Genomic DNA, 25,947 nt, shown 5'->3' on the forward strand with positions numbered 1-25,947 from the left:
TTAAGTATAAATTGTGAAAACCAAAGAAGAATTAATAGCAATATTAGACATAGGTAGCATAAAAACTGTGTGTTTCATAGGTAAGGTTAATATTGCTACTGGAAATATACAAATTATTGGAGCAAATTCTCAATGTTCAGCAGGTTTTAAAGCTGGACTGATTACAGATGTACGAGAAGCAGCACATAACATTGCACTAACCATTGAAGGAGCTGAAAAATTAGCAGGAGAATTAATTGAAAAAATAGTAGTTAGCATTTCAAGTCGCAAAATTTTTACTAGTTTAATAAACGCAACTATACCAATAATACATTCCAAAATTACCGAAAAGGATATAGAGCGTGTAATTTATCAATGCTTAGAGCAATATTCTGATAAAGATAGTGAAATTATACATTATTTTCCTATATCTTATACAATTGATAATCAAGCCGGTATTAAAAATCCTCTTGATATGTATGGTAAGCAACTAGGATGTAAATTATATATCATAGCTGTACCCCGTAGCCTAGTGCTGAATATGGCAAGTTGTATGAATCAATGCAAACTTGATATAGAAAATTTTATAGCTTCTCCTTATGCATCATCTATATCCTGCTTAACTCCCGAGGAATTAGAGACAGGGGCTACATTAATAGATATAGGAGGCTCTACCACTACAATCACTTCTTTCCAAGATAACAATATTATACATATTGATACTTTACCTTTAGGAGGAATACATATTACAACTGATATCGCTCAAGGTATAGGTATAGCTACTGCAACTGCAGAGCGCCTTAAAACTCTATATGGAACTACACTTTCGACGTCTTTTGATGAAAATCAAATGCTTGAAATCAATCAAGAGCCTAATCATATAGAACTTGATAATATTAATTATATAAGGCGCGGCGATTTATCTAATATTATTAGGCCACGGGTTGAAGAAATTTTAGAATTAGCCCACACTAGATTATATAATAAAACTGCAAGTAGAAAAAAAGTAATAACTGGTGGTACAAGCCAACTCGAAGGTTTTCGTGAACTAAGCACTCATATTTTAGGTAGTCAAATTAGACTCGCTATGCCAAAATATATAGAAGGATTAAATGAACATTATAAGAATCCTGCTTTTTCTACTGCCATAGGTATGGCATTATTTACAGCAAAACAATTACATATTAATGCTCAAAAACACTTTAATCAGCCAAAATTAAATCTAATACAAAAATTACTTAAATGGCTTTAATATTTAATATATATACTATCTATAGGTTTCATAATGGTGTATAAACTTCAATCATTTTTTTATCATAGTCATTAATAATAAAAACTATAAATTTTCTATTATACTATTAGTAAAGTATTTTGAGAACGTAAGCATTGATTAACGAAGTAATATTTAAATTGCCGCAGCTATATATAGAATTTGGAAAGAGTTAGTTGACAGTGAGATACTATTTTATTAGGTATAGTAATCATTCATAGAATTACTATGTGTGGCAATGATTTCAGCGTATTTTTCTGCAGTTAATTCATCTATGATAGCAGCTAACCTATCATTATACTCGTTTTTCAAAGTTTCTGTATTATGGTCTAGAAAATCAGATTCTTGATCAAACTTTTCTGAAATTTGTTTAGCAGCTAAAAGTTTTTGTGAGGCTTTATGTTCTGAAAGTAAATTTTGGTATTTATTATAAATATCATCGCAATCAACTTTTATAGTGTATTCATAATGGTGAACGCAATCTTGCCTCCCAAAGAAATCAGGTGTAGAGCAACGTACAGATGTTAACACTCCATTTGCAGCCGTGCATGGGGTGTTTTTTAATGCAGTTTCGCGAGCAGTACATTCGGCATCTGCAGCAGCTTGTAAGCTAGTTACTTTAGCTGAAGTTTCTTTATCTTGAGTATCTAATAGCTTATCCTTCCATTCCTTAAAAGACGCAAGGAATGTTTCTTTTAATTTTTCTTGTTCAATATTAAATTCTTGCTGTAACCTTGCTTTTTCTTCTGCTTTTAAATCTTGATATTTTTCCATGATATCAATGACAGATGATTTCATATTGTTTATTAGATAAGTTAATACCTATAGTTTTTAAATAATCGATATTATATGCTTCCCACCCCTCTTTAACCTTATTAATTAAAGCAAAACCAGCGCCAATAGTAGGCACGCCAAAACCATCATCATAGATTTTTAATTTTACATTTTCATGCTCTTTAGCAAAATTTCCATAAGTTTGATAAAATTCTTCAGTAATCATTTTTGCCTCGCTTTTGTTTCTATTCTATAAAATTTTGAATTAATTAAATCGTCTTCTCTTTGTATCCAAATATTTGTTATTTTCTCATTTGTATGTATATCTCCCAATGAGATTCTTTCTTCTACGCTGTAAATATAATATTTATCTTGATATTTGAAAATGCCAGTAAGTGTAGTGCCCCAAAATGGATGAGTTATATGTATTTGTTGGCTATATAGACATTTAGTTAAATTAAAATGTAGATATGCTCCTCTAATATTAAAGGCTTCTTTTGTAGAATTTATATCTTAGGTTTTGCCCATAGTCCTGGACATTCTATAATCCTCACAGTAAAGCACATATTCTTGCTTATTATCTTTGGTATTAAAAAGATTAAAGTGATAAATTTTGATATTTTTTTTACATTTGTATATATCTATGGAAAATGCAAACTCACCCTTTGCATCTTCTAAATCTTCTTCAGTAATAATAGAAGATGGCTCAGCGGAACCGCTGATTCACTTTCGATGAAGATCAATAGGCTTTTTATCAGGGCAGGCTGTATTAAATTTAGCAATTAGAGGGTCCTCTATAGACGAACCCATTGCAATTGGTTCAAGATGTTCAATATTATTTTGGTTAATAAAATCCTTTAAAATTTGCCTTGCAAAAGCTTTTTCTGCTTTAGTTGCATGGATTGTATATTCAATAGGAGCAAATTCTTGATCTTTAAAGAAGTTTTTGATCCAAACTCCTTTTTCTTTTTCTGTTTTAAATTCTATAGCAAACACCTGATTGTGGGTGCTGAGGAATGCCAAAATAATAAATTTTAATAATGTTTGAATATACATTTTACTATGATTTAGAGTGAATTAAGAATAAAATATAACAAACTTATTGAAGCTATTAATGATAGTCAATATATGATTTATTTAATAACGTTGGAAGAAAGTTTTATTTTTTTAAGTACGAATGAAATTATATAGCTATTAATAATTGATTTCCGCCCAACACCATATTACTTCGTTGATCAATGCTTACATAGGCTTTCTATGCTTAGTACCTCACTCCTCGTACTATTTTAAAATTGCCTTTGCTATATACTTACAGCAGAAACCTATATCTCAAATCTAAACCCCAGCTCAACTACTCTGTTAGAAGGCAGATTATAAAAATCTACTGCACTAGAAGCATTTTTAAATAAAAATATAAATATTATTTTTTGCCATATTTTAAGATGACTTGTCTTAGAAGCAACAGGAATACCTTTACTTAAGTAAAAAGACGCTTCTTGAAGAGAAATTTTTATTTTTTCTTCGATAGTCTGCAAAATTTTATCTATATTAGGTACCTCACTAAATCCATAGTTCACAATTATATTATAAAACCCAACTCCCCAAGAAGATATATTCAGTACATCTTCTTTACGTACCTTGGGAATATCATTGCTAATGATTGATAAAAAGATTACTTGTTCATGAATTAATTTATTGTGCTTCAAGTGCATTATCAAAGAATTTGGTACTTTGTCAGAAGAACTATTCATAAATATAGCAATACCTGGTATTCTATGTCCATATTTTTCAATATCATTGTTAATTATATTTATAAAATCTCCTTGTAAGGTTAGTTTTTTAACATACAGTATACGCTTTCCCTTAATCCAAACCATTATTATGCAGCAAATAATAAGAGCAATGATTAATGGGAACCAAGCCCCTTCTAAAAACTTTGCATAGCTTGTTCCTACAAAAATTAGATCTATGATGAATAACGGCGCAAGAAAAATTACACATTTGATCCAATGCCATTTTTCTCCATAAGCGAAATAAAAGATAGCAAGGACAGTAGTAACAAACATAATATGAGTAATGGCCATACCATACATAGACGATAAATTGTTAACATTTTTAAATAATAATATTACTAAAATTACACAACCAAATAAAAGATAATTTACTGTCGGTAAATATACTTGTCCCTTATTGTAATACGAAGTATTTATAACTTTCATTCTAGGTAAATAACCGAGTTGCATCGCCTGCCAACATAAAGAAAAACATCCTGAAATTACAGCTTGGGAGGCAATAATACTTGCAAATGTTGCGAGTACTATAGTAAATTAAGTTGATAAAGACATGATATATGATATATTAAAAAGCTCATAAACCCAAAACAGTAGAAGCAATGGCATATTCCTTAGATTTACGTAAAAAAGTAATTCACTATGTTAATAAAGGTTATACCAGAGAAGAAGCTGCAAGAATTTTTGGCATAGGTGAAAGAACAATTTATAGATGGTTATCGAGATCGAAATCCGGGAATTTAGCAGCCACACGAGCAGCTAAGACATGGAAGAAGCTTGATCCAATCAAATTATTAAACGAGGTGTCTAAAAACAGCAATTGGCTATTATCTGATTTTGCAAAGGTTTTTAATGTGTCTACAGCTGCTATCTGTTTGGCATTCAAGACTTTGGGGATCACACGAAAAAAAAGACCACACTCTATCGTGAACGGGATGAAGCAAAACGGCAATTATTTTTGGCAGCTATCGCAAACTATAAAGCGGAAGATATAGTTTATATTGATGAGAGTGGAATTGATAGCTATTTGTACTATTCTTGGGGATACAGTCTCAGAGGAAGTAAAGTTTATGGTGATATCTCAGGTAAAAAACATGATTGAGAAAGCTTTATTGCAGGTAAGGTTGGGAAGAAAATTATTGCGCCAATGTGTTTCAAGGGCACATGTAATACAGAAGTTTTTAACGAGTGGGTTAGTCAGTGTTTGGTGCCCGAACTAAGATTTGGTCAAGTTGTAATACTTGATAATGCAACGTTCCATAAGTCAGCTAGAACTAGGAATTTAATAGAAGATATAGGCTGTAAACTTTTATTCTTACCACCTTACTCTCCTGATCTCAACCCAATTGAAAAATATTGGGCTCATTTAAAAGCTAAAATCAAACCTATCATTACTAATTTTAATAACCTTAGCGATGCTATTGATTATGGCTTCTCTATGCCATTCTCAACTTAATTGACTATAGATATGCAAGGAACGGTATATTTTAATGCATCTATTTTCAATATTTTGCCAAATAGTGATATAAAATATTTTGCTAAAAGTAATTATATGGAAATAGTATTAAATGAAAAATTTTATAAGCATAAAATTCTTTTCCATAATTATTTAACAAATGGTACTCAAAATTATCAGTTAAAGATGGAAAATATTACCCTATCTCCGTCTATCCCTGGGCACATTGATAAACAACAATGGTATATTAAGGGCGAATTGTTGGCACAAGATAATAATATTATATCATCACTTAACTTTATAAGAAATAAATTAAATTCTTTGGTAGAGAGTAAACATTATTATTTAAATACATTAATTACCATAAATACACAAAATATAGATAAATCTCTTAATTTTTATTATGGTTCCAATATCAGTGATACATTCTTAATAAAGAATAATACATATATTGAAGGACAAGAAGGGTCAGATTATTATATAATTTATGGGAAAAATCATTTGCATGATGGTATAGTAATTGATAATACATCATATGATCAAGCTCTAGATTTTTTAATAATACAAGAGGAAGATGCACAATTTTATCTTAAAGAAGATAATGTGGATTTACATATCAATGTAAAAAATGCATATAGTAATTATACTATAGTAATTAAGTATTATTTTACCAACCATGGAAAACATTTAGTAATTAAAAATCACAACTCATTACCAAAAATACCATTTATAGATAGCAGGAACATAACCTTAATTCCATTATACGAGATATATAATGAACAATATATACACCAAATAGATATTACTAAAATTGATAAGATAGCTCTATATAATCCTTTATCTATCAAAACTTATGCAATAGAGTCTAGCTTATTAATTTTAGCAACCTTTAGAGATCAAGAGAATATTTCACCTCTATGTTTATTTTTAGATGGGTATAATAAAGCTGCTATTATACAACCTAATTTTAGAGTGTATAATTATACAACTGATATATTATACCAAAACTATACCGATTTAACTCAATTACTAAACCAAGCGGTTAAATTAAATATAAACGAAATTAGTAAAAAAGTTAATAAATTAATTATAGATAAAGATACAGACTTTTTTGGAAATAGGACTATAGAGCAACTTATAGAACAAAATAAGGTCGGTTTATTAAGATACACTAATAACGAGTTGTTTCAGGATATAGAGGTTATAAATTTTGGTAAAGATTTAACATTATTTAATAATAATACCAACTGCTATAATTTAATTAAAGATTACAACACAGAACATAATAAATGGCATGTGTTTGAATTTTATACACATCATATACCACCAATTTTTATTTACCCTAGTGTTGACATTGGTTTTTTTATCAAATTTTCAGAAGCTAAATTAATAGCACAATATTATAATGAACTAAATAGTATAGATTGTTATAATGAGAACATAGTGCGATGTATATATTCATTATATTCTATGGGTATAAAAGATAGCTATATTTTACTTGGATTTTCAAGCTTGTTACATCAAGCCACATTTAATACAGCCTGTTATTTTGAAAAAGAAGCAGTGCAAAAATTAATGACCTGTAAATATTTTAATAATATATTGGATAGATATAATAATATTTTATCAAGAACAATTAGTTTAATTGCTCTTAATCCTGAAGAGTCTTTGAGGTATGCCAAAATCCTAGATAAAATAGTTATAGAACATAATTTAGGTGAAGATATATTACAAAAATTATAAGTTAGCCATATAAATAGGTGTATGAAGCCCAATATATAGGACACTTTTGTTACTTTTATATTTGCCTTTGAAAAACTGTAATATTATAAGAAAACGTCCTACAGATACCTTATCTTAAATATAATAGCAAAGTCCAGAAGAAAAAAATTTAGGCAATCTTAGTGTGTTTAAATCAGAAGATAAATGTGATAGTACATGTTTTATAGGGATTACAAATTATGATAACACTTAACAATATATTTTTGTATTGCTAAATACATATATATAATTTTTTCAGCTTACTTAGCAGATATAGTAAATTGATTTGAATCCAGGACATTATCGTATCAAAGCTCTCCTACAAATAGTCATACTACCGGACAAAAAATATAAATAATGAGCAAGAAAGGATGCAGTAATAAAAAAAGGCCCCCCTTGGTCATACCCGTGAAAACGGGTATCTAGTGAGTTTGCCTATATTATTAGATTACCGCCTACGCGGTAATGACAAAAGAGGGCATGGTTATGACAAAACAAAAGGACAGTAATATGACCAAAAAAGAGTACTATATTCTGTACAACTACTTTTATAGGTAATTATTTTATATAATACAGGAATTGATATTTTGTTATATGAAATACCGAGTACTAATATATTTCTAATGGATGTTCTTAATTCCCAGGTCGTGCGATCTATGGATAATGGTAATTTTCCACTAGGAATATAACTTTTTAGTAATAAATGAAAATTCTCATCTGGTCTGTAATTTCTCTCTAAGAATCTACTTACTAATTTTATTTTTGAATCAAGTAAAATTCTCCCAGCTATCTCTTCTGATAAATCCTTGTATCTGCAGCCTCTAGAAAGAATTAGTGATTTTATTATCCCTGTAAAGGGATTTATTCTTGAATTTATCATTTTAAAATAGTTAGATAGGAGCTGAGCTAGTAACAGAATCTGCTTTAGTCGTGATAGTTAAAAATATTAGGTTTACTAGCCTTTTTTTATTCTTTCTACTTTTTTATCCGGTAGTATGAACAATTGGAGAGTGAAGAGCAAGACCGTAGCAAATTTAAATTTTTTACTATGTTATATAAGTATTAAAGTTAGGTGTTTCATCTATTCTAATTTATTATACATAACTTCATTAGAAAAAATTTCATATAAAATATTATAAGAACAAATATTTAATAAATTAATTATCAATAACCACATTCATAAAGTAATTTAAAATACTGTAAGCAAGAAAGGCATTGCTTAAAATAAAAACAACATCCTCAGACTTTGTTACTTATACAACGCAAAATAAACTAAAATGGGAAAATAAACTAAAATACAGAAAATAAAACAAAAACTGTATAATTTTAAAATAGAAAAACAGAAATGGAGGTAGTGAAGTACCTTATATTATGACTGGATAGAAAAACAAAAAATGCCTTTACTATCAAAAGTCTTTGAAAGGAGGTAATCCAGCCGCAGGTTCCCCTACGGCTACCTTGTTACGACTTCACCCCAGTCGCTGACCTTACTGTGGTCGGCTGCCTCCTTGCGGTTAGCTTACCGGCTTCGAGTAAAATCAACTCCCATGGCGTGACGGGCAGTGTGTACAAGGCCCGGGAACGTATTCACCGCGGCATGCTGATCCGCGATTACTAGCGATTCCAACTTCATGCACTCGAGTTGCAGAGTGCAATCCGAACTGAGATGGCTTTTTGGGATTTGCATTAGATCGCTCTATAGCTTCCCTCTGTCACCACCATTGTAGCACGCGTGTAGCCCAACCCGTAAGGGCCATGATGACTTGACATCGTCCCCACCTTCCTCCGGCTTATCACCGGCAGTTTCCTTAGAGTTCCCAGCATTACCTGTTGGCAACTAAGGATGAGGGTTGCGCTCGTTGCGGGACTTAACCCAACATCTCACGACACGAGCTGACGACAGCCATGCAACACCTGTGTGTGGTCCAGCCGAACTGAAGAAAACCATCTCTGGTTCTCGCGACCACCATGTCAAGGGTTGGTAAGGTTTTTCGCGTAGCATCGAATTAAACCGCATGCTCCACCGCTTGTGCGGGCCCCCGTCAATTCCTTTGAGTTTTAGCCTTGCGGCCGTACTCCCCAGGCGGAGTGCTTAATGCGTTAGCTACGACACCAAAATTAACATTCTGATATCTAGCACTCATCGTTTACAGCGTGGACTACCAGGGTATCTAATCCTGTTTGCTCCCCACGCTTTCGCGCCTCAGCGTCAGATGCGACCCAGATGGCCGCCTTCGCCACCGGTGTTCCTCCTAATATCTAAGAATTCCACCTCTACACTAGGAATTCCACCATCCCCTGTCGCTCTCTAGCTTGTGAGTTTTGTAAGCAATTCCGAGGTTAAGCCTCGGGCTTTCACTTCCAACTTTACAAACCGCCTACGCGCTCTTTACGCCCAGTAATTCCGAACAACGCTAGCCCCCTCCGTATTACCGCGGCTGCTGGCACGGAGTTTGCCGGGGCTTCTTCTGCAGGTACCGTCATTATCTTTCCTGCTGAAAGAGCTTTACAACCCTAAGGCCTTCATCACTCACGCGGCATCGCTGGATCAGGCTTTCGCCCATTGTCCAATATTCCCCACTGCTGCCTCCCGTAGGAGTCTGGGCCGTGTCTCAGTCCCAGTGTGGCTGACCATCCTCTCAGACCAGCTATAGATCGTCGGCTTGGTAGGCCATTACCCTACCAACTACCTAATCCAACGCGGGCTCATCCAGTAACGGAGTAATACTGAGTTTCAATCGACTCTTTTTGTATTGAAACTTAGTATTACTCCTTTCCTCCAAGGAGAATATACGGTATTAGCAGCTGTTTCCAGCTGTTATTCCGTATTACTGGGTAGATTCCCACGTGTTACTCACCCGTTTGCCACTAATTTTATAACTAGCAAGCTAGTTATAAAATCCGTTCGACTTGCATGTGTTAAGCGTGCCGCCAGCGTTCGTTCTGAGCCAGGATCAAACTCTCAAGTTATGATCCAAAAAAAACTTACTAGCACTTCACTACCTTCATTTCTATTTTTACTATTTTAAACAACAACAAACTCTTTCTTTTATCTCTCTAAGAATTTGTTTGTATTCGAGAGCGCTATGTTTACATTCTATTTAGATATAAGTCAACAGCTTTTTCAAAAAAAAATAAAAAAAATTTTTTGAGCTTATAATGTGGCTTTTTTAAGCCATATAGAGCCTTGTCAATGTTAAAATTGATGTTTTTTATACTTTTATCTCTAGTTTGATTGCAAAAAATAATAAAATTAATTATGGTATTTAGTTATTATGTATGAACAATTGTTTCATGTAGTTTAAGAGTATTTGCTAACTATATCAAATGCTTATAGTTTTGTTTGGAAGGACCAATACACAATGAGATTTCAAAATTTACGTTATCTATATTCACGTATCTTATCATTATATTTAATCATAGCTATCTCTATATGTACTATACCAGTAGTATTTAATTTTAAACAAGATATCGTATTTAATTCTGAAAAATTAAATCACATATGGAATTTAATATACGACTACAGCAATCGCAATCAAACTACTATCTCTGAAAATCCTATCATAAGCGTGTCTATTCAAAAAGGTGATACCCTAGCTAGTCTTTTAAGAAGTAATAATGTTAGCGTTTCTGAAACAACTCAAATTATACAATCTCTTCAGACGGTATATAATCTTAAAAAGCTTTCTGTAGGACAGTCTTTAAATCTATATTATAATTACATAGAACAAGATAGCATAGATGCAGAACCGTTACCAGTTTTACAAAGCCTTCGTATTAAAACAGATTATAATAAAGAAATAGAAGTATATAGAACTAATACAGGCTTTGCAGTACAAGAAATAGTTATACCCTTAACAAAACACCTAACAAGAGTTAGAGGTATTATTAATAATAGCTTTATAGCAACAGCTCTTTCTCTAGGTATACCAGCAAATGCATTATCTGAACTTACAAAATCATACAGCTATGATATAGACTTTCAACGCGATATCCAAAAAGGAAATGAATTAGAAGTGATATTTGAAAAATATTATGACGATAAGGGTAATTACTCACATGATGGAAATATAATATATTCTTCTTTGATATTACACGATAAAAAACTAGATTTATATAAATATACTAATTCTGCAGGAATTACTGACTTTTATACAGCAAACGGTAACAATATCAAAAGGGATTTATTAAAAACACCTCTAAATGTAATTAAAATCTCATCTGGGTTTGGTATTAGACGTCACCCTATTTTGGGATATACTAAAATGCATAAAGGCGTTGACTTTGCAGCACCTATTGGTACACCAATTTTTGCTGCAGGTAATGGAATTATAGAAGAAATAGGCAGAAAAGGTGCTTACGGAAATTATGTACGTATAAGGCATAGTAACGGATATGCTACTGCATATGCACACGCTAGTAGCTTTGCCAAAAATTTACGCAAGGGTTCACAGGTAAAACAAGGCGAAGTAATAGCGTATGTTGGCGCAACCGGTAGAGCTACTGGCCCCCATTTACACTATGAAGTTTTATATAATAACCAACATATTAATCCCCTAAAATTAAAGCTTGTATATAGTACTAAACTTGATAATAAAGACTTAAGCAAATTTATGAAATTCAAGCAAAAGTTGGATAGATTTATTTTATCTATACCAGATCAAGGCCAAGTTATAGCTACTTTATTTGAGAAAAATTAGATATATTATATAATTATGAACATCTGTGCAAAAATTGGACGAAGTTTTATACGCTTATTATCTAACATAGGTTCTATCACTAAATTTACTTTATCGGCCATATTTGGCCTTTTTACACGCCCTTTACACTTACGTCTGATAGCACATCAAATGATTGAAATAGGCTATTATTCTTTAACTGTCGTTGGACTCACAGCAGTTTTTACTGGAGCAGTTCTTGCATTACAAAGCTACACTGGATTTGCACGATTCTCAGCAGAAAGCTCTATCGCAACGGTAGTAGTACTATCTATTACAAGAGAATTAGGCCCCGTCCTTGCTGGGCTCATGGTTAGCGGTAGAATAGGAGCTTCTATGGCCGCAGAAATAGCTTCTATGCGCGTTACTGAGCAAATTGATGCTCTCAGAAGCTTATCCACCGATCCTATAAAATATTTAGTTACCCCTAGAGTTATTGCCAGTGTCATTATGTTACCTTGCTTAGTATTAATTTCAGATATTATAGGAGTAATGGGGGGATATCTTGTGGCAGTACATAAGTTAGGTTTTAACCCCGCTATTTATCTCAAAAACACTTTCCAATATTTAAAAGCTATTGATGTGGTATCTGGTCTAACAAAGGCTGCTATATTTGGTTTTATAATTGCGGTCATCAGCTGTTATGCTGGCTATAATTCTAAGCGTGGAGCTCAAGGTGTAGGCACTGCAACCACTAATGCTGTGGTATTATCATCTATTCTAATTTTAATATTTAATTATATAATAACTGGCTTATTTTTTGATAAATAAAATGACTCAAACTCCCAAAATAAAAATTTCAAACCTACATAAAAAATTTGGCTCAAAGAATGTACTAAGTGGAGTGAATCTTTCAGTACAACCAGGACAATCTTTAGTTATAATAGGCGGCTCTGGTAGTGGAAAATCCGTATTACTCAAAAACATTATTGGGCTCATTAATGCTGATACAGGAAGTATAGAGATAGATGGTAAAGAAACTACCAGATTATCATCAGGTGAACGTAATAAATTAATGAAAAAATTTGGTTTGTTATTTCAAAATGGTGCTTTATTTGATAGTATGACCGTATGGCAAAATATTGCTTTTGGACTACAAGATTCTACATCCAAAGAGGCCAAAGACTTAGCTATTAATACGTTAAAATTAGTAGGTTTAGATCAACAAGTAGCTGAATTATATCCCGCTGAACTCTCAGGGGGTATGCAAAAACGTGTTGCTTTAGCAAGAGCTATTGCATATAAACCTGAGATTATTTTTTTTGATGAGCCAACCACTGGCCTTGATCCTATTATGGCCAATGTTATTAATAATCTTATTGTTAAGTGCTCTAAAGAATTAGGAGCTACAACTATTACCATTACTCACGATCTAAATAGTGCACGTATAATTGCTGATCGTGTTGCAATGATTTTTGATGGAAAAATTATTTGGGATGGATCTATTGAGAATATAGATTCTGTTGATAATCCGTATGTAGCACAATTTATTGCAGGAAGTACTAATGGTCCTATAAAAATAGAAGGCTATACGTAGTATATAGCTGTAGAATTAAGCCCAAAAACCGCAGAGAGGCTATAACCAAAGATAGAATAGATTCTTCACTACTCACCTGTTTTAACTCGTACAAACTTATGGAAATTTTGCTAAAGAACATGAAAATGTAAAATTAAAAATCTATGATGATGGTTTTGGCGTGCCAACTATTGGCGTTGGTTTTACTTTAATTAATAAAGTGAAAAATAAATGGGAAGCATATGATATCGATTATTTAAAAAGTAGAGGAATGAACTTATCTCATGAACAATATAATATTATTGTGGATTATGCAAAATCAAAATCTAATTATCGTGACACAAGCCATTTAAAGCAATAACTAGATCAACTAGATTTTTCTATTATACCTGAAATGGCAGAAAAATAAGCTGAAATCATTGCCACAAATAGTAATTCTATGAATAGCTATGCTGAGAATTTATAATTAATTTATACTAGAACTATAGTATTTTCATCTTGCTCAGAAGATAGACACGAAGAGCAACAATGTATGCAAATTCAAACGTTTTAACTATAAAATTTTAGATCTCTTAATTTATCTTTCATTCCTTGATCAGTATTAAATATTCCTCTCATATGGCTAGTATACATCTTACTTTCTAACAGATGCATATTGTTTTCTTTACACATACAATAATGCGCTGCTTCAACTGTCACTGCTACACCTTTAGGAAGCAAAACATCTTCTATAGCTTCTGCAATCTGCACTGTCATCCTCTCTTGTATTTGCAATCTACTTGCAAATATTTCAACTATTTTGGCAAGCTTACCTATACCAACCATTTTCTTGTCAGGCAAATAAGCTATATTTGCTACTCCTATAATTGGCAATATATGGTGTTCACAATAAGATACAAATTTAATATTACGTAGCAAAATGATATCGTTATAATCCTCTACCATCTCCATAGTATTATTAAATACATCTTCCGGTCTAATCAAATAGCCAGGAAACATTTGTTTCATTGAGTCTACTACACGCGCAGGAGTATTTAGTAACTCTACCCTATCAGGATTATCTCCTATCCATTTAATTAAAATACGTACAGCTTCTTTAGCTTCCTCACGAGTGGGAGTATTATTTCTCATAAACATAACCTTTCTTTCTTCGATTATATATGATCCTACCCATTATTATAATAAAAATCATTCCGCCAATAATTGATAACATTCCGCCTATACCCATTATACTCATAGCAATCTTAGCTTTTATAGCTACACTGCCTGGATTTTTACGTAACACACCATATCCACCAGACCATGCAAGCCCTACTATATGCATCAACTGTCCAATTCCTTGTAAATAAGGATGCCATTTTAAAAAATTATATTTTTGATTTTTGTTAGCTAATACAATATATGCCAGACCCATACAGGCTAAAGTTATACTCACAGTTGAACCATGATAATGAGCTGGTATAGTGACATTGATACCTTTTATAAGTAGACCAATAATACCGCCCGATAAAAATAATATAACCGACATACATAAAACAATAAAGGTGTAATTATTTTTAATCTTATATCTATGGTTATATAATATTCTCATAAGCATAATGATCATTATAGTTGGTCCAATACCCCCAAAAATAATCATATGATCAGTAAAAAATTGCTTGAATTGCCAATCGTCAGTATCAATAAGGTGTATAAATATACATGGCACTACACTCACAAAATTAATAATAAACGGATATATAAGATATTGAGGCATATAAGCTATCATATCAACAACAATGAATAACCAAGTCAGTTGCAGTAATTGAGTAAATGCAAACTGTAAGATATGCCCCCCAGACCAAAATAACATTTCATAAAAATACTCTAAAGTTATATATGGTGCTTTATTTGTAAATGTGTAATAAGATATAACAACAGATACCACTGCAAGTAAACATACAATAGCTATTGAGTATATAATTAATAAAATAGGATCATTTTTCATTCTGTTATTAAATGAAAATAATGTTATGACAAGCTCTAAAAATATTCCACATACAAATAATGCCAATCCAACCGAAAATATAAAATTATTTAAAATAGGGACATAATTATTCATAATCCCTTGGCCAGAAAAAAAAGGAGAAATAGCAATACATATTGTACCTATACAAGCAATAATTAGAGCATGCACCGAGACAAAAAAGAACCTTTTATTAGTAACAACAATCCATAACATTGAAATTACAGAAAGTAACCACACCAAAATGGATAAATCAACATGAACTACTAAAGCAGGATAAAAAAAATCATGTCTAAATAAAGACTGTATCCCAGGCATCCTAAACATTACCAACAAAATAGAGAATAAACCTGCAATAGCAATAGCTCCTATGCCAAGTACAAGCCATATTATAGCCAAGTAAGACTCTTGTATTGTTTTAATAGCCTTAGAAATAGTTATATCCATATAGTTCTACCATAAATTTTATATATGGATTATCTTCATATGAGAGAATTTTAATGATGTATTACAAAACTATAGACCACATTTTTTCTAAATTATATATTTCCCTTATTTCTGGTTTAAAAATATGAACTATGATATCACCTAAATCTACTAACACCCAATCACCAGTTCTAATGCCTTCGCATGATATAAAAGGTATATCATCTCTATTCTTCATTTTACACATAATTTTATCAGCAAGTGCTACTGTATGCTTTGACATCCTGCCCGTAGCCACAATCATATAATCTGCTATATTACTTTTATTAGCTAGGCTGATTATTTGTATATTTTCAGCATGATTCTCTTCCAGACATTCCAATATCTCTTTTTTTAGAACATCCACTTGCACTGCACTTATAGGATAAATGTCAGTCGATTCACCATTTACAGCTTGTTTTAACATTTGATAATTACCACCTTATATACAATTACGCAGCCATTTGCGTAATATTTAAATTACTAAATACAGATTTTAAAGCATGAACTAATTGCTGCATCATTTCTTCCGTATGCAGCGGTGTAACAGTGATACGTAATCTTTCACTACCTTTTGGTACCGTAGGATAATTAATATATTGAATAAAAATATTAAATTTATTTAATAAGTCATCTGAGACCTGCTTACATAACCACGGATCATTAATCATAATCAGGATAAGATGTGAGTCATTATCCAAGAAGTCAATAGATGCATCTTTAAGCATTTTCTTTAATATATGGACTTTTTTCTTTAATTCTTCACGTTCATTATTACTAGATTTTAAATGCCTTACACTTGCTAAAGCAGCAGATGCCAACGCCGGCGGTAATGCTGTTGTAAAAATAAACCCCGGAGCATAACTTCGCACCGCATCTATAATTTGTGCACTCGCTGCTATATACCCTCCCATAACTCCAAAAGCCTTACTTAAAGTGCCTTGTATAATTGTAATACGATCCATCAAACCTTTTTCTTCTGCAATACCAGCCCCATGCTTCCCATATATACCCACTGTATGCACTTCATCAAGATAAGTCATTGCATTAAACTCTTCAGCCAAATCGCATATTTCTTGAATAGGAGAACGATCCCCATCCATAGAATAAATAGATTCAAAAACAATGATTTTAGTCCTAGCAATATCTACCTTTTCAAGCAAACTACGTAAATGATTAATATCATTATGCCTAAAAATATGCTTCTCAACACGACTATTTTTTATTCCATTAATTATCGAAGCATGATTACTTTCATCTGAAAAAATAATACAATTATCTAATATTTTAGTAAGGGTGGCTAAAGTAGTTTCATTTGCTACATAACCTGAAGTAAAAATTAATGCCGCATCTTTTTGATGTAAATCAGCTAATTCTTGTTCTAACAATACTAGAGGATGATTAGTCCCACCAATATTACGAGTGCCCCCACTTCCAGCTCCCATAGTACTAGTTGCTTCTATAGCCGCATGTAAAACCTTAGGATGCTGTCCCATACCTAAATAATCATTAATACACCAAAGTACTACATCCTCTTTACTTGGATCAGAATAATTTCTAGCTGTAACAAAATTCCCTACATACCGAGCTAAATCAACAAAACGCCTATAACGCCCTTCATTTTTTATAATATTAACAGCATTCGCAAATAAATCATTATAATTCATATAAGATACCTTTCTTGCATTCTAATTAACCAGCTAGTATACAATGCTACTGAAAATAATAGTAATGCTCCTATTTGATGTAATAACGCTAGAACCGTTGGAATACGGTATATTAAAGTACTAATCCCTAGAAAGACTTGTATAATCAGCACTATAAGTAAGCATAATATAATACTATTTACTCTTTTATTCAAATTAATTCTATAATTTTTAATAAAAAATATTACAATACTAGCCACAATGAGCGTTGCCAGCACCCTATGAATAAATTGTATTGTAATAATATTCTCAAAAATATTTTGATACCAAGGAGATAACCTAAACAATCCGCTAGGCACTAAACTACCGTCCATTAAAGGGAAATTATTATATACTAGCCCAGCATTAGTCCCTGCTACAAATGCACCAGATACTATTTGTATTAAAATTAATATCACATTTAAATTAGCATGCTTACTACTGCCTATAAGCTTGGTACTAATATGCAAGAATTTACCTTGATACCAACAATCTAATGCTATCCATATAATAAATCCATATATTATAACAGCAGTAATCAAATGTAGGGCAAGTCTATATTGACTAACATCATAATGGTCTTCTAAACCACTTCTTACCATATACCAACCTATGATTCCTTGTAACAATCCTATTACTAATATTAAAAATAATTTATTAATTAATACTTTATTAACTTCTTTACGAATTATAAAATATATTAAAGGCAAAATAAATACTATCCCTGTAATGCGACCAATAAGACGATGCACATATTCTATCAAAAAAATCTGCTTAAACTCTTCTAATGTCATCCCAAAATTTATATATTTATACTCTAAACTAGCTTGATATTTTTTAAATTCTACTATCCAATCCTCTAGGCTTAATGGAGGTATAATGCCAGTTATTGGCCTCCATTCTACGATAGATAATCCAGAATGCGTTAAACGAGTTATACCACCTAAAGCTACCATCAATAAAATCATTAAGGCACACAAAAACAACCACATAGCTATATGTTTTTGGGTAGCGTCATAAGACGTATCTATTATATTTCTTCTAAATTTTTGATACATTTCCATTTTTCTTCATGCTTATCAATAAAAGGTATTGTAACTATAGGAACTTTTATAAAATTTTTTAAAGTCTTTACTGTATCATCTACACTTAAATTATTTTGCTCATTTTGGCTAATAATTAGTTTTCTCAAAGCTAAATTACGTAATTTTATAAGATTATATGCCATTAATGTATGGCTTATACTACCTAAATAATGATTGGTTACAAGTATTATATCAGCATTAAGAGTAGATACTATATCTAGCATCGTTTCTTTGTCATTAATAGGAGTTAATATGCCCCCAGCAATCTCAATTATTAGATATTCTATAGCTTTATTTTGTTTATCATTACCACAAAATTCTACAATTTCTGTTAAATTAATTACTTTATTTTCTTTTAATGCTGCAATATCAGGTGAAAGCGGTGCCTTAAATCTCCAGGGAGAAACTCTTGCTATATTCTCTTCTGTCACTAATAAACCAAGGCTTTTAATAATCTCTATAGTATCATTATTGCTTTCTTCAAAGCCACTTATTATTGGTTTTATTACTCTAACACTAGCACCTTTTTTCCTGAGATTATATGCATAACTTGTTGTAACCAAAGTTTTACCTGCATTCGTCCCAGGAGAAACTATAGCAATAATCTGCATTTCTTATCCTTCATTATGGCTTTAATGCTAAAAAATAATATATTTCCCAACTAGTAATCAAGCCATGTATATCACTAAAATTTTTTTTATACAAACTATTTAACTTATCTAACTTGGCTTTACTAAATAAAGCCTGCTGCTTACTATTACCTTTATAACTTGCACCTAAATTACGTAAATAACGCATTATTTCTAACAAATTTACAAAATGTTGAATTTTAGTACGTTTTATTACCTGAAATTCAGTAAACCCTAAATTTTGCATTATATTTTGTATTATATCCCCTTGAAGAAAATCGTTAACATGCTTGCCATTATCTATTAATGCAAAAATTTGACGCAATTCTTTTAATGTATTATATCCAAAAGTTGCAAAAGCAATTATACCCCGAGGTTTTAAGACACGTAGCACTTCTTTAAGACCAATATTTATATCTTCAAGCCATTGAAAGGTTGAAGATGAAACTACCATATCAAAAGTCTCCTTATCAAATGGTAATTGTTCTATATCACCATTTACTGTTGATACCACGCCATTCCTCTCAGCTGCAACTTTACACATATTAAAAGATAAATCTAACTGCGTAAAATTTACTACGTTTACACTCTCTATAAACCTTTCCAATAGGTATCCTGTGCCGCAGCCTAAATCAAGTATATTAAACGGCTTCATATTAATAGATCTATCACCCTTAAAGAAAATAGCTAATAATTCATTAGCTATTTCTTTCTGTAGCCCTGCATAGCTATCATATTGAAAGGCTGATCTATCAAAACTCTGTTTTATAAGAGATTTTTGTAACATTCCTTACAAATCATCATGATGTATAGTATTATTATGGCCTACATATTCTACGACATGGTTATACAACGTATCCTGGGTAGCATCGATATAACTATAAGTCTTATTATGCACATATCCACTTATACTCACAAGTAAAGAAGCTCCACCACTAACTACTATATCTTTATGTAATGTCTCATGAGATTTAAACATTATATGCGATAATACTGGCTCACTCATTTCTAGTATAGCAGCAGAAAATATAGAAGTATTCTTATTAAGATTAGCATCTTGCATTAATTCATAACCAAAATTATTAAGACCGCCTAATACAATATTTTCTACTACACTTGTACTGCTACCTATCCCTTTAATTAAATATTTCAATGCACCCCCTATAAATCCACCAAAATATTGTGTATATCCACTCGAAAAGGGAAAATACTCATCTCCACATTCTCTGGCCAAACCTCTAATAGTATACCCTACGGTAGACCCTACAAAAACTAAAACATTATTTGTAGCAGGACTACTATCGAAACGTGCCACAACTTTAGTTGGTAAAACATCAAGTATTACCGCTTTATATGTACTATCTACAACAATTTTAATCATATTTCTTAAATCGCAAGTTTTATTAGACATATTTGATCCTTTTTCTATATTTAACATCATAATTTCAATTTTTTATTCTTTAAACAGTAGAATTACATCCTGTATATTCTTCTATAATATATCCATAGTTGGCTACATATCCTATATAACTTGGATATACATTATTGATTATATAATTGTATGAACTATTCATCATATCACCTATATAACTAGGAGATATATTATGTTTTATATCATCATATGCATTATTTATCATATCACCAACATAACTAACTGTTGATATATATACAAGAACAGCTCCACTTACAAGCGCGCCAACTCCTGCACTTACAACAACATCTTTGTATAAATTCTCATGTGGTTCAAACCAGATATGAGATAATGCTGGCTCGCTAGCTTCAAGACAAATAGCAAGCGCCATATAAATAGGAATATCAACATCAGCATCGGTGATTATTTCATACCCAAGACTGTTAAGCGCTCCTAATACAATCTTTTCGAGTAAACTAGCGTTATTATTCATCCCCCTAACCGAGTATTTAAGTGCGCCTCCTATAATTCCTCCAAGATTAAGCCATCTTCTCTAAGGAGATTATTTGTGAGCAGGCTAACTACTCTATTTGGCACATTATCTAAAATTAAGGTCTTATATACACTAGTTCCAAAAACCTTCATAACATTGCTTACATCACAAACTTTATCAGACATGGAGATATCCTTTTTTATATATTTATAATATCCCCTCCCCCATTTCTTAATCTTTTAAGCGTAATCATAATAAATTATCAGTTAATTTCTGTCAACTTTTCTTAATTACTACTCACATTTTTTTATATATATTCGTCATAAGATATATTTAAACCTAATAGATACATTTCTGAATATATTTCAGATATTTTATCAGCAAAACTTTCTACATAAGGTAAGCTATTATTTTTAATAAACATATAAAATTGAAAACCAACCGCTGCCACAGTACCAGCCATAACATTTTTTATAACCTCCTCCCCTTTATCTTCTCTTATAGCACTTTCAATGAGTTTAAGAGAGCTTAAAGATATAGTTAAATTCATTATTCCATACATCTTTAGATCATGAGAAGATACTTCACATCCAAAACCATTAAATGCACCTAAAGCTATATCTCTTGTCATATATTCTATATTATGATTTTTGATCATATACTTCATAGCTCCACCTACTATGCCTCCTATATGATAAGGCCTAATTGTCACCCCTAATACATCTATTTCATATTCCTCATCTACACATTGTCTAAATATTGTTCTAATTATATATCCTGCCGTACCTGCAACTATAGAAATAGCAGTTCTTTTATTATCTATTCCAGCGTATAAAGATACCCCTAAATTTGCTAATCCATCAGTTGCTATGGCTTTACTAACACTATCTATAGCTATGTAAAATAATGATTTTGCATTACAATTATCATTGAACATATGCGACTCCCTATAATTTATGTTATGCACTACCGTTCATAACTTAATGAAACGTTAGGATAAGCGTTAAATTACGTCAATATAAATGTTAAGATTATGTTGATGTCGCTAATAATTAGAAATATTTCTGTCACTATTTTTACTTATTTGTCAGTAAATATAAGTAAAAATTTAAAATAAATAGCGGTAAACACTCGATACGGAAAATTAAAAAACCATATATAAAAATCGTATAATTAAAGAAAGGATGTTGAATGAATCTAAGATTCAGCACAGTAGAAGAGTTAGGAAATTTAATTTTAGAATATTAACTTTCTGATCACATTACCTCCTGGCGGAGATAAAAAATCAATTATACTAGTTAATACTTCTTTAGCATCACCACTTACTGTCATAACATTATTTAAGGCAAATAATTCATTATATATATTTGAATGTCCTTTACCCAATGTTCTATTAATAACAATGACTGCTCCTGCTTTTTCTATACCACTCATAGATATATTATATCCAATATTATATAATTTAGGATTCACAATATCATTAGCTCCTACAACTAGTACTATATCTGTTTGTGAAAAATTCTGGTAAATATCTTCGTATTCATAAATTTGCTTATGATCTATTCCCGCTTCCGCGAGTAAAATATTCATATGAGCAGGCATACGTCCTGCCAATCTATGAACAGCAAACTTGACTTTAATATTGCTATCCATTAATCGTTCAGCTAACTCTCTTAGTACATTTTGTGCATCTGCAATCGCTACACCATATCCTGGTACAATAATAATAGATTTTACATTTTTCATTAAAAATGCTGCATCTTCAGCACTAATTACATTAGCTGCTAAATTATACTTAGTAAACTCTCTATCACCATTCTTTTCTTTAACAAAAAATATATTGAATAACTTATAATTACTAGATTTAGCTATTACACGAACAATAACCATACCACTTATTCCTATAATAGCACCTATAGTAATCAATAAAATGTTTTCTAATATTAACCCTATACATGTTAAAGACCACCCAGAACATGCATTGATTAATGCAGTTATAATAGGAGTTTCTATATCAATATTGAATAATATAATTAAAGCTATAAATAAACTTGCAATCAAAACCAACAGATTTAAATATATACCACTCCCAAAATAAGATAACAAACAAGCTAACAGCACTAAAACTGTTAATATCAATGAATTCCACCATGCTTTTCTATTTAAATACTTAGCACCATGAGGTTTTATATTTAGCGATGTTAATAAAATACTTAAAGATCCTACCCCCGTAAAGACACTAAATACTACACTAATACTGATAAACATAAGATTTAAATGTGTTAGCTCTCCTGCAAAATCTATACCATATATACTAGGATGATAGTAGATACTATATATCACTAATAGCTCTGATAATCCTATAAACATATGAAGTATGTTGTTCAACTTAGGCATTTGATTCATACTTACTTTTACTGATATTATTATACCACTAACACATCCTATAATTAAAGCTAATAACACAATATAAATATTTGATATATTTATATTATATACTATAACTATTAACGAGATCACAATCGCTAAAATATTAAATATAATACCTCGTTTATACGTCCTTAGAGAAGACATAGATTGCAAAGAAAAAATAAAACCAATAATAGTAATTAGATATGCTATATTTTCACTATAAATCATGTTTTTTACTAAATATTTTTAACATGCGGTATGTTATAATTAATCCTGCCACTATAGTAGCTGATAATACAACCATCATAAAAAAGCTAAATAGGGTAGAAAAATTCAACTGAGTTTCTCTAACTATACTAAAAACACTCATGATCGCTATACCAGACATAGTAGATGACATAACAATCAATACTTGATATAAAGCAGGTCTAGCTCTATAGACAATTTGATATCCAATAAAGCACGTTAATATAAAAATTGTTATAGCAAAAATATAAAGCTCGTTATTAGGTAAATGATTAGTATTATCCGCTAATAATTTTACCTTTTCTGCAAGAGCTACAATTTGTTCATTTAATTTTTGTGCATCATCATATAAAACAAGTATAGATTTTTTATCCATAATATATCTGCTTAAGCTTTTTATTCACTATTTGCCCTTTATACGTTGAAAGAGTATTATTAATTATTTCATCTGCATAATTAACTTCTATATCTTTTGTTACATTATTATATATAAGCGATATAAAATGCAGTAAACTATCCGCGTATAACTTACTGGCATCATACGCCATTCGATGTATTATATCACTATAACCAATAATTTTTACTCCACAATAATTAATTACTTGATCCTTCTGGGTCAAAATACAATTACCACCATTTTTACCCATAAAATCACCTATAACCGAGCCTGGCTTCATGGATGATACCATTTTCTCTGTAAGTATAATTTTTGTATCTTGATTAAAAATATTCATAGTACATAATATTATGTCATAATCTGCAATATCTGATACAGCATCAATAAACTCTACACCCAAACTTTCTACCAACTCACGCTTCTTACTTGCATCAGAAACACATACTATTGCTCCTAATCTTTTTGCTACTGTTATCGCTTGTAACCCCGCAGGATTTGCACCAATAATTAATATCTTGAGAGGTAATAAAGTTCCAACAGCAGTAATCATCAAATTTACTACTTTTTCCCTAAAATAAATAGTTTCTAACATTGCTCTATATCCTGCTAACCCTGCCTGCATCACTACAGCATTCACAGGCTGAGCTCTCATAATATTTGGAACTAATTCTAAAGAAAAACTTGTTATATTTCTTTCTGCTAAATGCTCTAAAATATGCCGATTATTATAAGGATCTAATAACCCTATTATTATTGCGCCTTCAGGAAGTAAATTTAATTCATTTAATTCATTATGAATATTATCATCTGAAAATCTAACTTTTAATAATATATTCGTATCAGCTAAAATTTCTAAAGGCACAGAAGACATATAAGCCCCTGCCCTAGTAAATTCTTGATCATCTATATATAAGTTATTTCCTATACCTCGTTCTAAACATAATTCTAAGCCTAAATTAACGATTTTTTTAGCCACTGCAGGATAAATAGCAATACGTTTTTCACTTATATATCGCTCTTTAATAACAGAAACTTTCATGAAACCACAACTCTGGATATAATTAAAAAATATTTGAGCAGTAAATCATATATAAATAGGAAATTCAAGTAATACCTGTAAGTAATAGATTAATGTCATAACATAATAGGCTATGGCCACTTAAGGCTTGACTTTAAATATCGTTATAATGAACGACCTTTATCAGGCGTCATAGTATGATTATTACTAGATGATACAGTATTCTTTTGAAAAGCTTTGTGTATTTGTTGTTGCAATTCTGGGTTAATAATTTTATCAAATGACGTATTATGTTTAACATGCATTAGGGTAGCTGTGAGCTGCTCAATAGAAGTACGAGTACTACTTAATAATGCTTTTTGAGTACCTTTATCTACCCATGCTTTTCCAAGTGTCATAGCTTGTGCTTGGGTTAATGAGGCATTATTGGAATCTTGAGCAATTTTTACAGCTGCTTTTTGTATTGCTTTTAAGAGCATTGTATTATCTAATTTACTTTCATTATCAGCATTAGAGACAGATGCAATCATTCCAGCCATTAAGCCTACTACTACTTCTTTCTTAATATTTCTTTCTTGAATAAACTCATCTCTTAAAGCAATTTGTACTCCAATTATACTAAACCTTGGATGTAAATTTAATGTTTGACGGTTATTGTTTAGCACTCGTGCTAAATCAGCAGAAATATTTATCTTCTCTGTACCTACCATAAACATTTATCCTTTACTTTCTATCAACTATGGTAAATTAAGTTGTATTTGGGACAAGAAGCAATAAGCGAAGCCTACAAATAGTAGGAGAGCTTTAAGCTAACTGGGTCCGCAAATTCAAATCTAT

At 31.2% G+C, this 25,947-nt stretch carries 27 protein-coding genes and 1 rRNA gene; 8 read left to right on the forward strand and 20 right to left on the reverse strand.

The annotated features are described in order from the left end of the window. Positions 1–13 precede the first annotated feature (13 nt). Positions 14–1,231, forward strand: coding sequence for a Cell division protein FtsA (gene ftsA / locus NOVO_03185; protein ID AIL65026.1), 1,218 nt, complete (start codon positions 14–16; stop codon positions 1,229–1,231). Positions 1,232–1,447: 216 nt separating this feature from the next. Here ftsA and NOVO_03190 read toward each other — a convergent pair whose 3' ends face one another. The 4 genes from NOVO_03190 to NOVO_03205 form a co-directional block, all read right to left on the reverse strand. After that, the gene (locus NOVO_03190; GenBank protein AIL65027.1) at positions 1,448–2,047 is read right to left on the reverse strand and encodes a hypothetical protein; all 600 of its coding nucleotides are present in this window, start codon (positions 2,045–2,047) and stop codon (positions 1,448–1,450) included. Continuing rightward, on the reverse strand, positions 2,028–2,249 hold the full coding sequence (locus tag NOVO_03195; protein ID AIL65028.1) for a hypothetical protein: 222 nt from the start codon (positions 2,247–2,249) through the stop codon (positions 2,028–2,030). Before NOVO_03195 ends, NOVO_03190 begins: the two co-directional genes overlap by 20 nt. A gap of 497 nt (positions 2,250–2,746) precedes the next feature. Beyond that, positions 2,747–3,079 carry a hypothetical protein gene (locus tag NOVO_03200; protein ID AIL65029.1) on the reverse strand — a complete coding sequence of 111 codons (333 nt, stop codon included), beginning with the start codon at positions 3,077–3,079 and terminating at the stop codon, positions 2,747–2,749. A gap of 266 nt (positions 3,080–3,345) precedes the next feature. Then, positions 3,346–4,266 (reverse strand): potassium transport protein Kup, encoded by a 921-nt coding sequence (locus NOVO_03205; GenBank protein AIL65030.1) that lies wholly within the window; start codon positions 4,264–4,266, stop codon positions 3,346–3,348. A 149-nt stretch (positions 4,267–4,415) separates the two neighbouring features. On the opposite strand from NOVO_03205, the gene NOVO_03210 reads away from it, so the two are divergent. From NOVO_03210 to NOVO_03220, 3 genes are all read left to right on the forward strand, one after another. After that, on the forward strand, positions 4,416–4,808 hold the full coding sequence (locus NOVO_03210; protein AIL65031.2) for a Transposase: 393 nt from the start codon (positions 4,416–4,418) through the stop codon (positions 4,806–4,808). 152 nt (positions 4,809–4,960) lie between these two features. Then, the gene (locus tag NOVO_03215; GenBank protein ID AIL65032.1) at positions 4,961–5,269 is read left to right on the forward strand and encodes a hypothetical protein; all 309 of its coding nucleotides are present in this window, start codon (positions 4,961–4,963) and stop codon (positions 5,267–5,269) included. Between the two features lie 12 nt (positions 5,270–5,281). Continuing rightward, entirely contained in the window at positions 5,282–7,012 is a 1,731-nt protein-coding gene (locus NOVO_03220) for a hypothetical protein (protein ID AIL65033.1), read from the forward strand. Positions 7,013–8,454: 1,442 nt separating this feature from the next. Here the strand turns inward: NOVO_03220 and NOVO_03225 are convergent. Further along, positions 8,455–9,993 (reverse strand): 16S ribosomal RNA (locus NOVO_03225). Between the two features lie 399 nt (positions 9,994–10,392). Here NOVO_03225 and NOVO_03230 point away from each other — a divergent pair. The 4 genes from NOVO_03230 (at position 10,393) to NOVO_03245 (ending at position 13,625) form a co-directional block, all read left to right on the forward strand. Further along, positions 10,393–11,730: a Glycyl-glycine endopeptidase ALE-1 precursor gene (locus NOVO_03230; protein ID AIL65034.1), complete on the forward strand. Its 1,338-nt coding sequence runs from the start codon at positions 10,393–10,395 to the stop codon at positions 11,728–11,730. Positions 11,731–11,745: 15 nt separating this feature from the next. Next, complete coding sequence (gene mlaE, locus NOVO_03235) at positions 11,746–12,519, forward strand: putative phospholipid ABC transporter permease protein mlaE (GenBank protein ID AIL65035.1); 774 nt, start codon at positions 11,746–11,748, stop codon at positions 12,517–12,519. A gap of 1 nt (position 12,520) precedes the next feature. Then, positions 12,521–13,285 (forward strand): putative ABC transporter ATP-binding protein, encoded by a 765-nt coding sequence (locus NOVO_03240; protein AIL65036.1) that lies wholly within the window; start codon positions 12,521–12,523, stop codon positions 13,283–13,285. Between the two features lie 160 nt (positions 13,286–13,445). Then, entirely contained in the window at positions 13,446–13,625 is a 180-nt protein-coding gene (locus NOVO_03245; GenBank protein AIL65037.1) for a hypothetical protein, read from the forward strand. Between the two features lie 188 nt (positions 13,626–13,813). On the opposite strand, the gene folE is transcribed toward NOVO_03245, so the two are convergent. The 15 genes from folE to NOVO_03320 form a co-directional block, all read right to left on the reverse strand. After that, on the reverse strand, positions 13,814–14,395 hold the full coding sequence (folE, locus tag NOVO_03250) for a GTP cyclohydrolase 1 (protein AIL65038.1): 582 nt from the start codon (positions 14,393–14,395) through the stop codon (positions 13,814–13,816). Then, on the reverse strand, positions 14,385–15,716 hold the full coding sequence (locus NOVO_03255; GenBank protein ID AIL65039.1) for a Cytochrome C and Quinol oxidase polypeptide I: 1,332 nt from the start codon (positions 15,714–15,716) through the stop codon (positions 14,385–14,387). The genes folE and NOVO_03255 overlap by 11 nt, the downstream gene beginning before the upstream one ends. 61 nt (positions 15,717–15,777) lie before the next feature. Then, positions 15,778–16,161: a Ribosomal silencing factor RsfS gene (locus NOVO_03260; protein AIL65040.1), complete on the reverse strand. Its 384-nt coding sequence runs from the start codon at positions 16,159–16,161 to the stop codon at positions 15,778–15,780. A 25-nt stretch (positions 16,162–16,186) separates the two neighbouring features. After that, positions 16,187–17,401, reverse strand: a complete 1,215-nt coding sequence (gene hemA, locus NOVO_03265; protein ID AIL65041.1) for a 5-aminolevulinate synthase — start codon at positions 17,399–17,401, stop codon at positions 16,187–16,189. Beyond that, a complete protein-coding gene (gene ctaA / locus NOVO_03270) occupies positions 17,398–18,483 on the reverse strand; it encodes a Heme A synthase (GenBank protein ID AIL65042.1) in 1,086 nt (361 codons plus the stop codon). The genes hemA and ctaA overlap by 4 nt, the downstream gene beginning before the upstream one ends. Beyond that, positions 18,450–19,115, reverse strand: coding sequence for an ATP-dependent dethiobiotin synthetase BioD (bioD, locus tag NOVO_03275; protein AIL65043.1), 666 nt, complete (start codon positions 19,113–19,115; stop codon positions 18,450–18,452). Before bioD ends, ctaA begins: the two co-directional genes overlap by 34 nt. 13 nt (positions 19,116–19,128) lie before the next feature. Continuing rightward, complete coding sequence (gene bioC / locus NOVO_03280) at positions 19,129–19,920, reverse strand: Malonyl-CoA O-methyltransferase BioC (protein ID AIL65044.1); 792 nt, start codon at positions 19,918–19,920, stop codon at positions 19,129–19,131. 3 nt (positions 19,921–19,923) lie between these two features. Further along, positions 19,924–20,544, reverse strand: coding sequence for a hypothetical protein (locus NOVO_03285; protein ID AIL65045.1), 621 nt, complete (start codon positions 20,542–20,544; stop codon positions 19,924–19,926). A 49-nt stretch (positions 20,545–20,593) separates the two neighbouring features. Beyond that, complete coding sequence (locus NOVO_03290) at positions 20,594–21,037, reverse strand: hypothetical protein (GenBank protein ID AIL65046.1); 444 nt, start codon at positions 21,035–21,037, stop codon at positions 20,594–20,596. Positions 21,038–21,066: 29 nt separating this feature from the next. Beyond that, positions 21,067–21,222 (reverse strand): hypothetical protein, encoded by a 156-nt coding sequence (locus tag NOVO_03295; GenBank protein ID AIL65047.1) that lies wholly within the window; start codon positions 21,220–21,222, stop codon positions 21,067–21,069. Between the two features lie 122 nt (positions 21,223–21,344). Then, positions 21,345–21,974, reverse strand: coding sequence for a hypothetical protein (locus NOVO_03300; GenBank protein AIL65048.1), 630 nt, complete (start codon positions 21,972–21,974; stop codon positions 21,345–21,347). 299 nt (positions 21,975–22,273) lie between these two features. Next, positions 22,274–23,677 carry an NAD(P) transhydrogenase subunit beta gene (gene pntB / locus NOVO_03305; protein AIL65049.1) on the reverse strand — a complete coding sequence of 468 codons (1,404 nt, stop codon included), beginning with the start codon at positions 23,675–23,677 and terminating at the stop codon, positions 22,274–22,276. Continuing rightward, entirely contained in the window at positions 23,667–24,071 is a 405-nt protein-coding gene (locus tag NOVO_03310; GenBank protein AIL65050.1) for an NAD(P) transhydrogenase subunit alpha, read from the reverse strand. Before NOVO_03310 ends, pntB begins: the two co-directional genes overlap by 11 nt. Further along, on the reverse strand, positions 24,064–25,131 hold the full coding sequence (gene pntAA, locus NOVO_03315; protein AIL65051.1) for an NAD(P) transhydrogenase subunit alpha part 1: 1,068 nt from the start codon (positions 25,129–25,131) through the stop codon (positions 24,064–24,066). Before pntAA ends, NOVO_03310 begins: the two co-directional genes overlap by 8 nt. A 143-nt stretch (positions 25,132–25,274) precedes the next feature. After that, positions 25,275–25,820: a hypothetical protein gene (locus tag NOVO_03320; protein AIL65052.1), complete on the reverse strand. Its 546-nt coding sequence runs from the start codon at positions 25,818–25,820 to the stop codon at positions 25,275–25,277. Positions 25,821–25,947: the final 127 nt, after the last annotated feature.

The sequence above is a fragment of the Rickettsiales bacterium Ac37b genome, assembly GCA_000746585.2.
Classification (GTDB): Bacteria; Pseudomonadota; Alphaproteobacteria; order Rickettsiales; family Arcanibacteraceae; genus Ac37b.

Coding starts and splice junctions, on each gene's coding strand:
- NOVO_03190 (AIL65027.1), bottom strand. CDS start 2,047: ATGAAATCATCTGTCATTGATATCATGGAAAAATATCAAGATTTAAAA.
- NOVO_03195 (AIL65028.1), bottom strand. CDS start 2,249: ATGATTACTGAAGAATTTTATCAAACTTATGGAAATTTTGCTAAAGAG.
- NOVO_03200 (AIL65029.1), bottom strand. CDS start 3,079: ATGTATATTCAAACATTATTAAAATTTATTATTTTGGCATTCCTCAGC.
- NOVO_03205 (AIL65030.1), bottom strand. CDS start 4,266: ATGCAACTCGGTTATTTACCTAGAATGAAAGTTATAAATACTTCGTAT.
- NOVO_03210 (AIL65031.2), top strand. CDS start 4,416: ATGGCATATTCCTTAGATTTACGTAAAAAAGTAATTCACTATGTTAAT.
- NOVO_03215 (AIL65032.1), top strand. CDS start 4,961: ATGTGTTTCAAGGGCACATGTAATACAGAAGTTTTTAACGAGTGGGTT.
- NOVO_03220 (AIL65033.1), top strand. CDS start 5,282: ATGCAAGGAACGGTATATTTTAATGCATCTATTTTCAATATTTTGCCA.
- NOVO_03230 (AIL65034.1), top strand. CDS start 10,393: ATGAGATTTCAAAATTTACGTTATCTATATTCACGTATCTTATCATTA.
- mlaE (AIL65035.1), top strand. CDS start 11,746: ATGAACATCTGTGCAAAAATTGGACGAAGTTTTATACGCTTATTATCT.
- NOVO_03240 (AIL65036.1), top strand. CDS start 12,521: ATGACTCAAACTCCCAAAATAAAAATTTCAAACCTACATAAAAAATTT.
- folE (AIL65038.1), bottom strand. CDS start 14,395: ATGAGAAATAATACTCCCACTCGTGAGGAAGCTAAAGAAGCTGTACGT.
- NOVO_03255 (AIL65039.1), bottom strand. CDS start 15,716: ATGGATATAACTATTTCTAAGGCTATTAAAACAATACAAGAGTCTTAC.
- NOVO_03260 (AIL65040.1), bottom strand. CDS start 16,161: ATGTTAAAACAAGCTGTAAATGGTGAATCGACTGACATTTATCCTATA.
- hemA (AIL65041.1), bottom strand. CDS start 17,401: ATGAATTATAATGATTTATTTGCGAATGCTGTTAATATTATAAAAAAT.
- ctaA (AIL65042.1), bottom strand. CDS start 18,483: ATGGAAATGTATCAAAAATTTAGAAGAAATATAATAGATACGTCTTAT.
- bioD (AIL65043.1), bottom strand. CDS start 19,115: ATGCAGATTATTGCTATAGTTTCTCCTGGGACGAATGCAGGTAAAACT.
- bioC (AIL65044.1), bottom strand. CDS start 19,920: ATGTTACAAAAATCTCTTATAAAACAGAGTTTTGATAGATCAGCCTTT.
- NOVO_03285 (AIL65045.1), bottom strand. CDS start 20,544: ATGTCTAATAAAACTTGCGATTTAAGAAATATGATTAAAATTGTTGTA.
- NOVO_03290 (AIL65046.1), bottom strand. CDS start 21,037: ATGAATAATAACGCTAGTTTACTCGAAAAGATTGTATTAGGAGCGCTT.
- NOVO_03295 (AIL65047.1), bottom strand. CDS start 21,222: ATGTCTGATAAAGTTTGTGATGTAAGCAATGTTATGAAGGTTTTTGGA.
- NOVO_03300 (AIL65048.1), bottom strand. CDS start 21,974: ATGTTCAATGATAATTGTAATGCAAAATCATTATTTTACATAGCTATA.
- pntB (AIL65049.1), bottom strand. CDS start 23,677: ATGATTTATAGTGAAAATATAGCATATCTAATTACTATTATTGGTTTT.
- NOVO_03310 (AIL65050.1), bottom strand. CDS start 24,071: ATGGATAAAAAATCTATACTTGTTTTATATGATGATGCACAAAAATTA.
- pntAA (AIL65051.1), bottom strand. CDS start 25,131: ATGAAAGTTTCTGTTATTAAAGAGCGATATATAAGTGAAAAACGTATT.
- NOVO_03320 (AIL65052.1), bottom strand. CDS start 25,820: ATGGTAGGTACAGAGAAGATAAATATTTCTGCTGATTTAGCACGAGTG.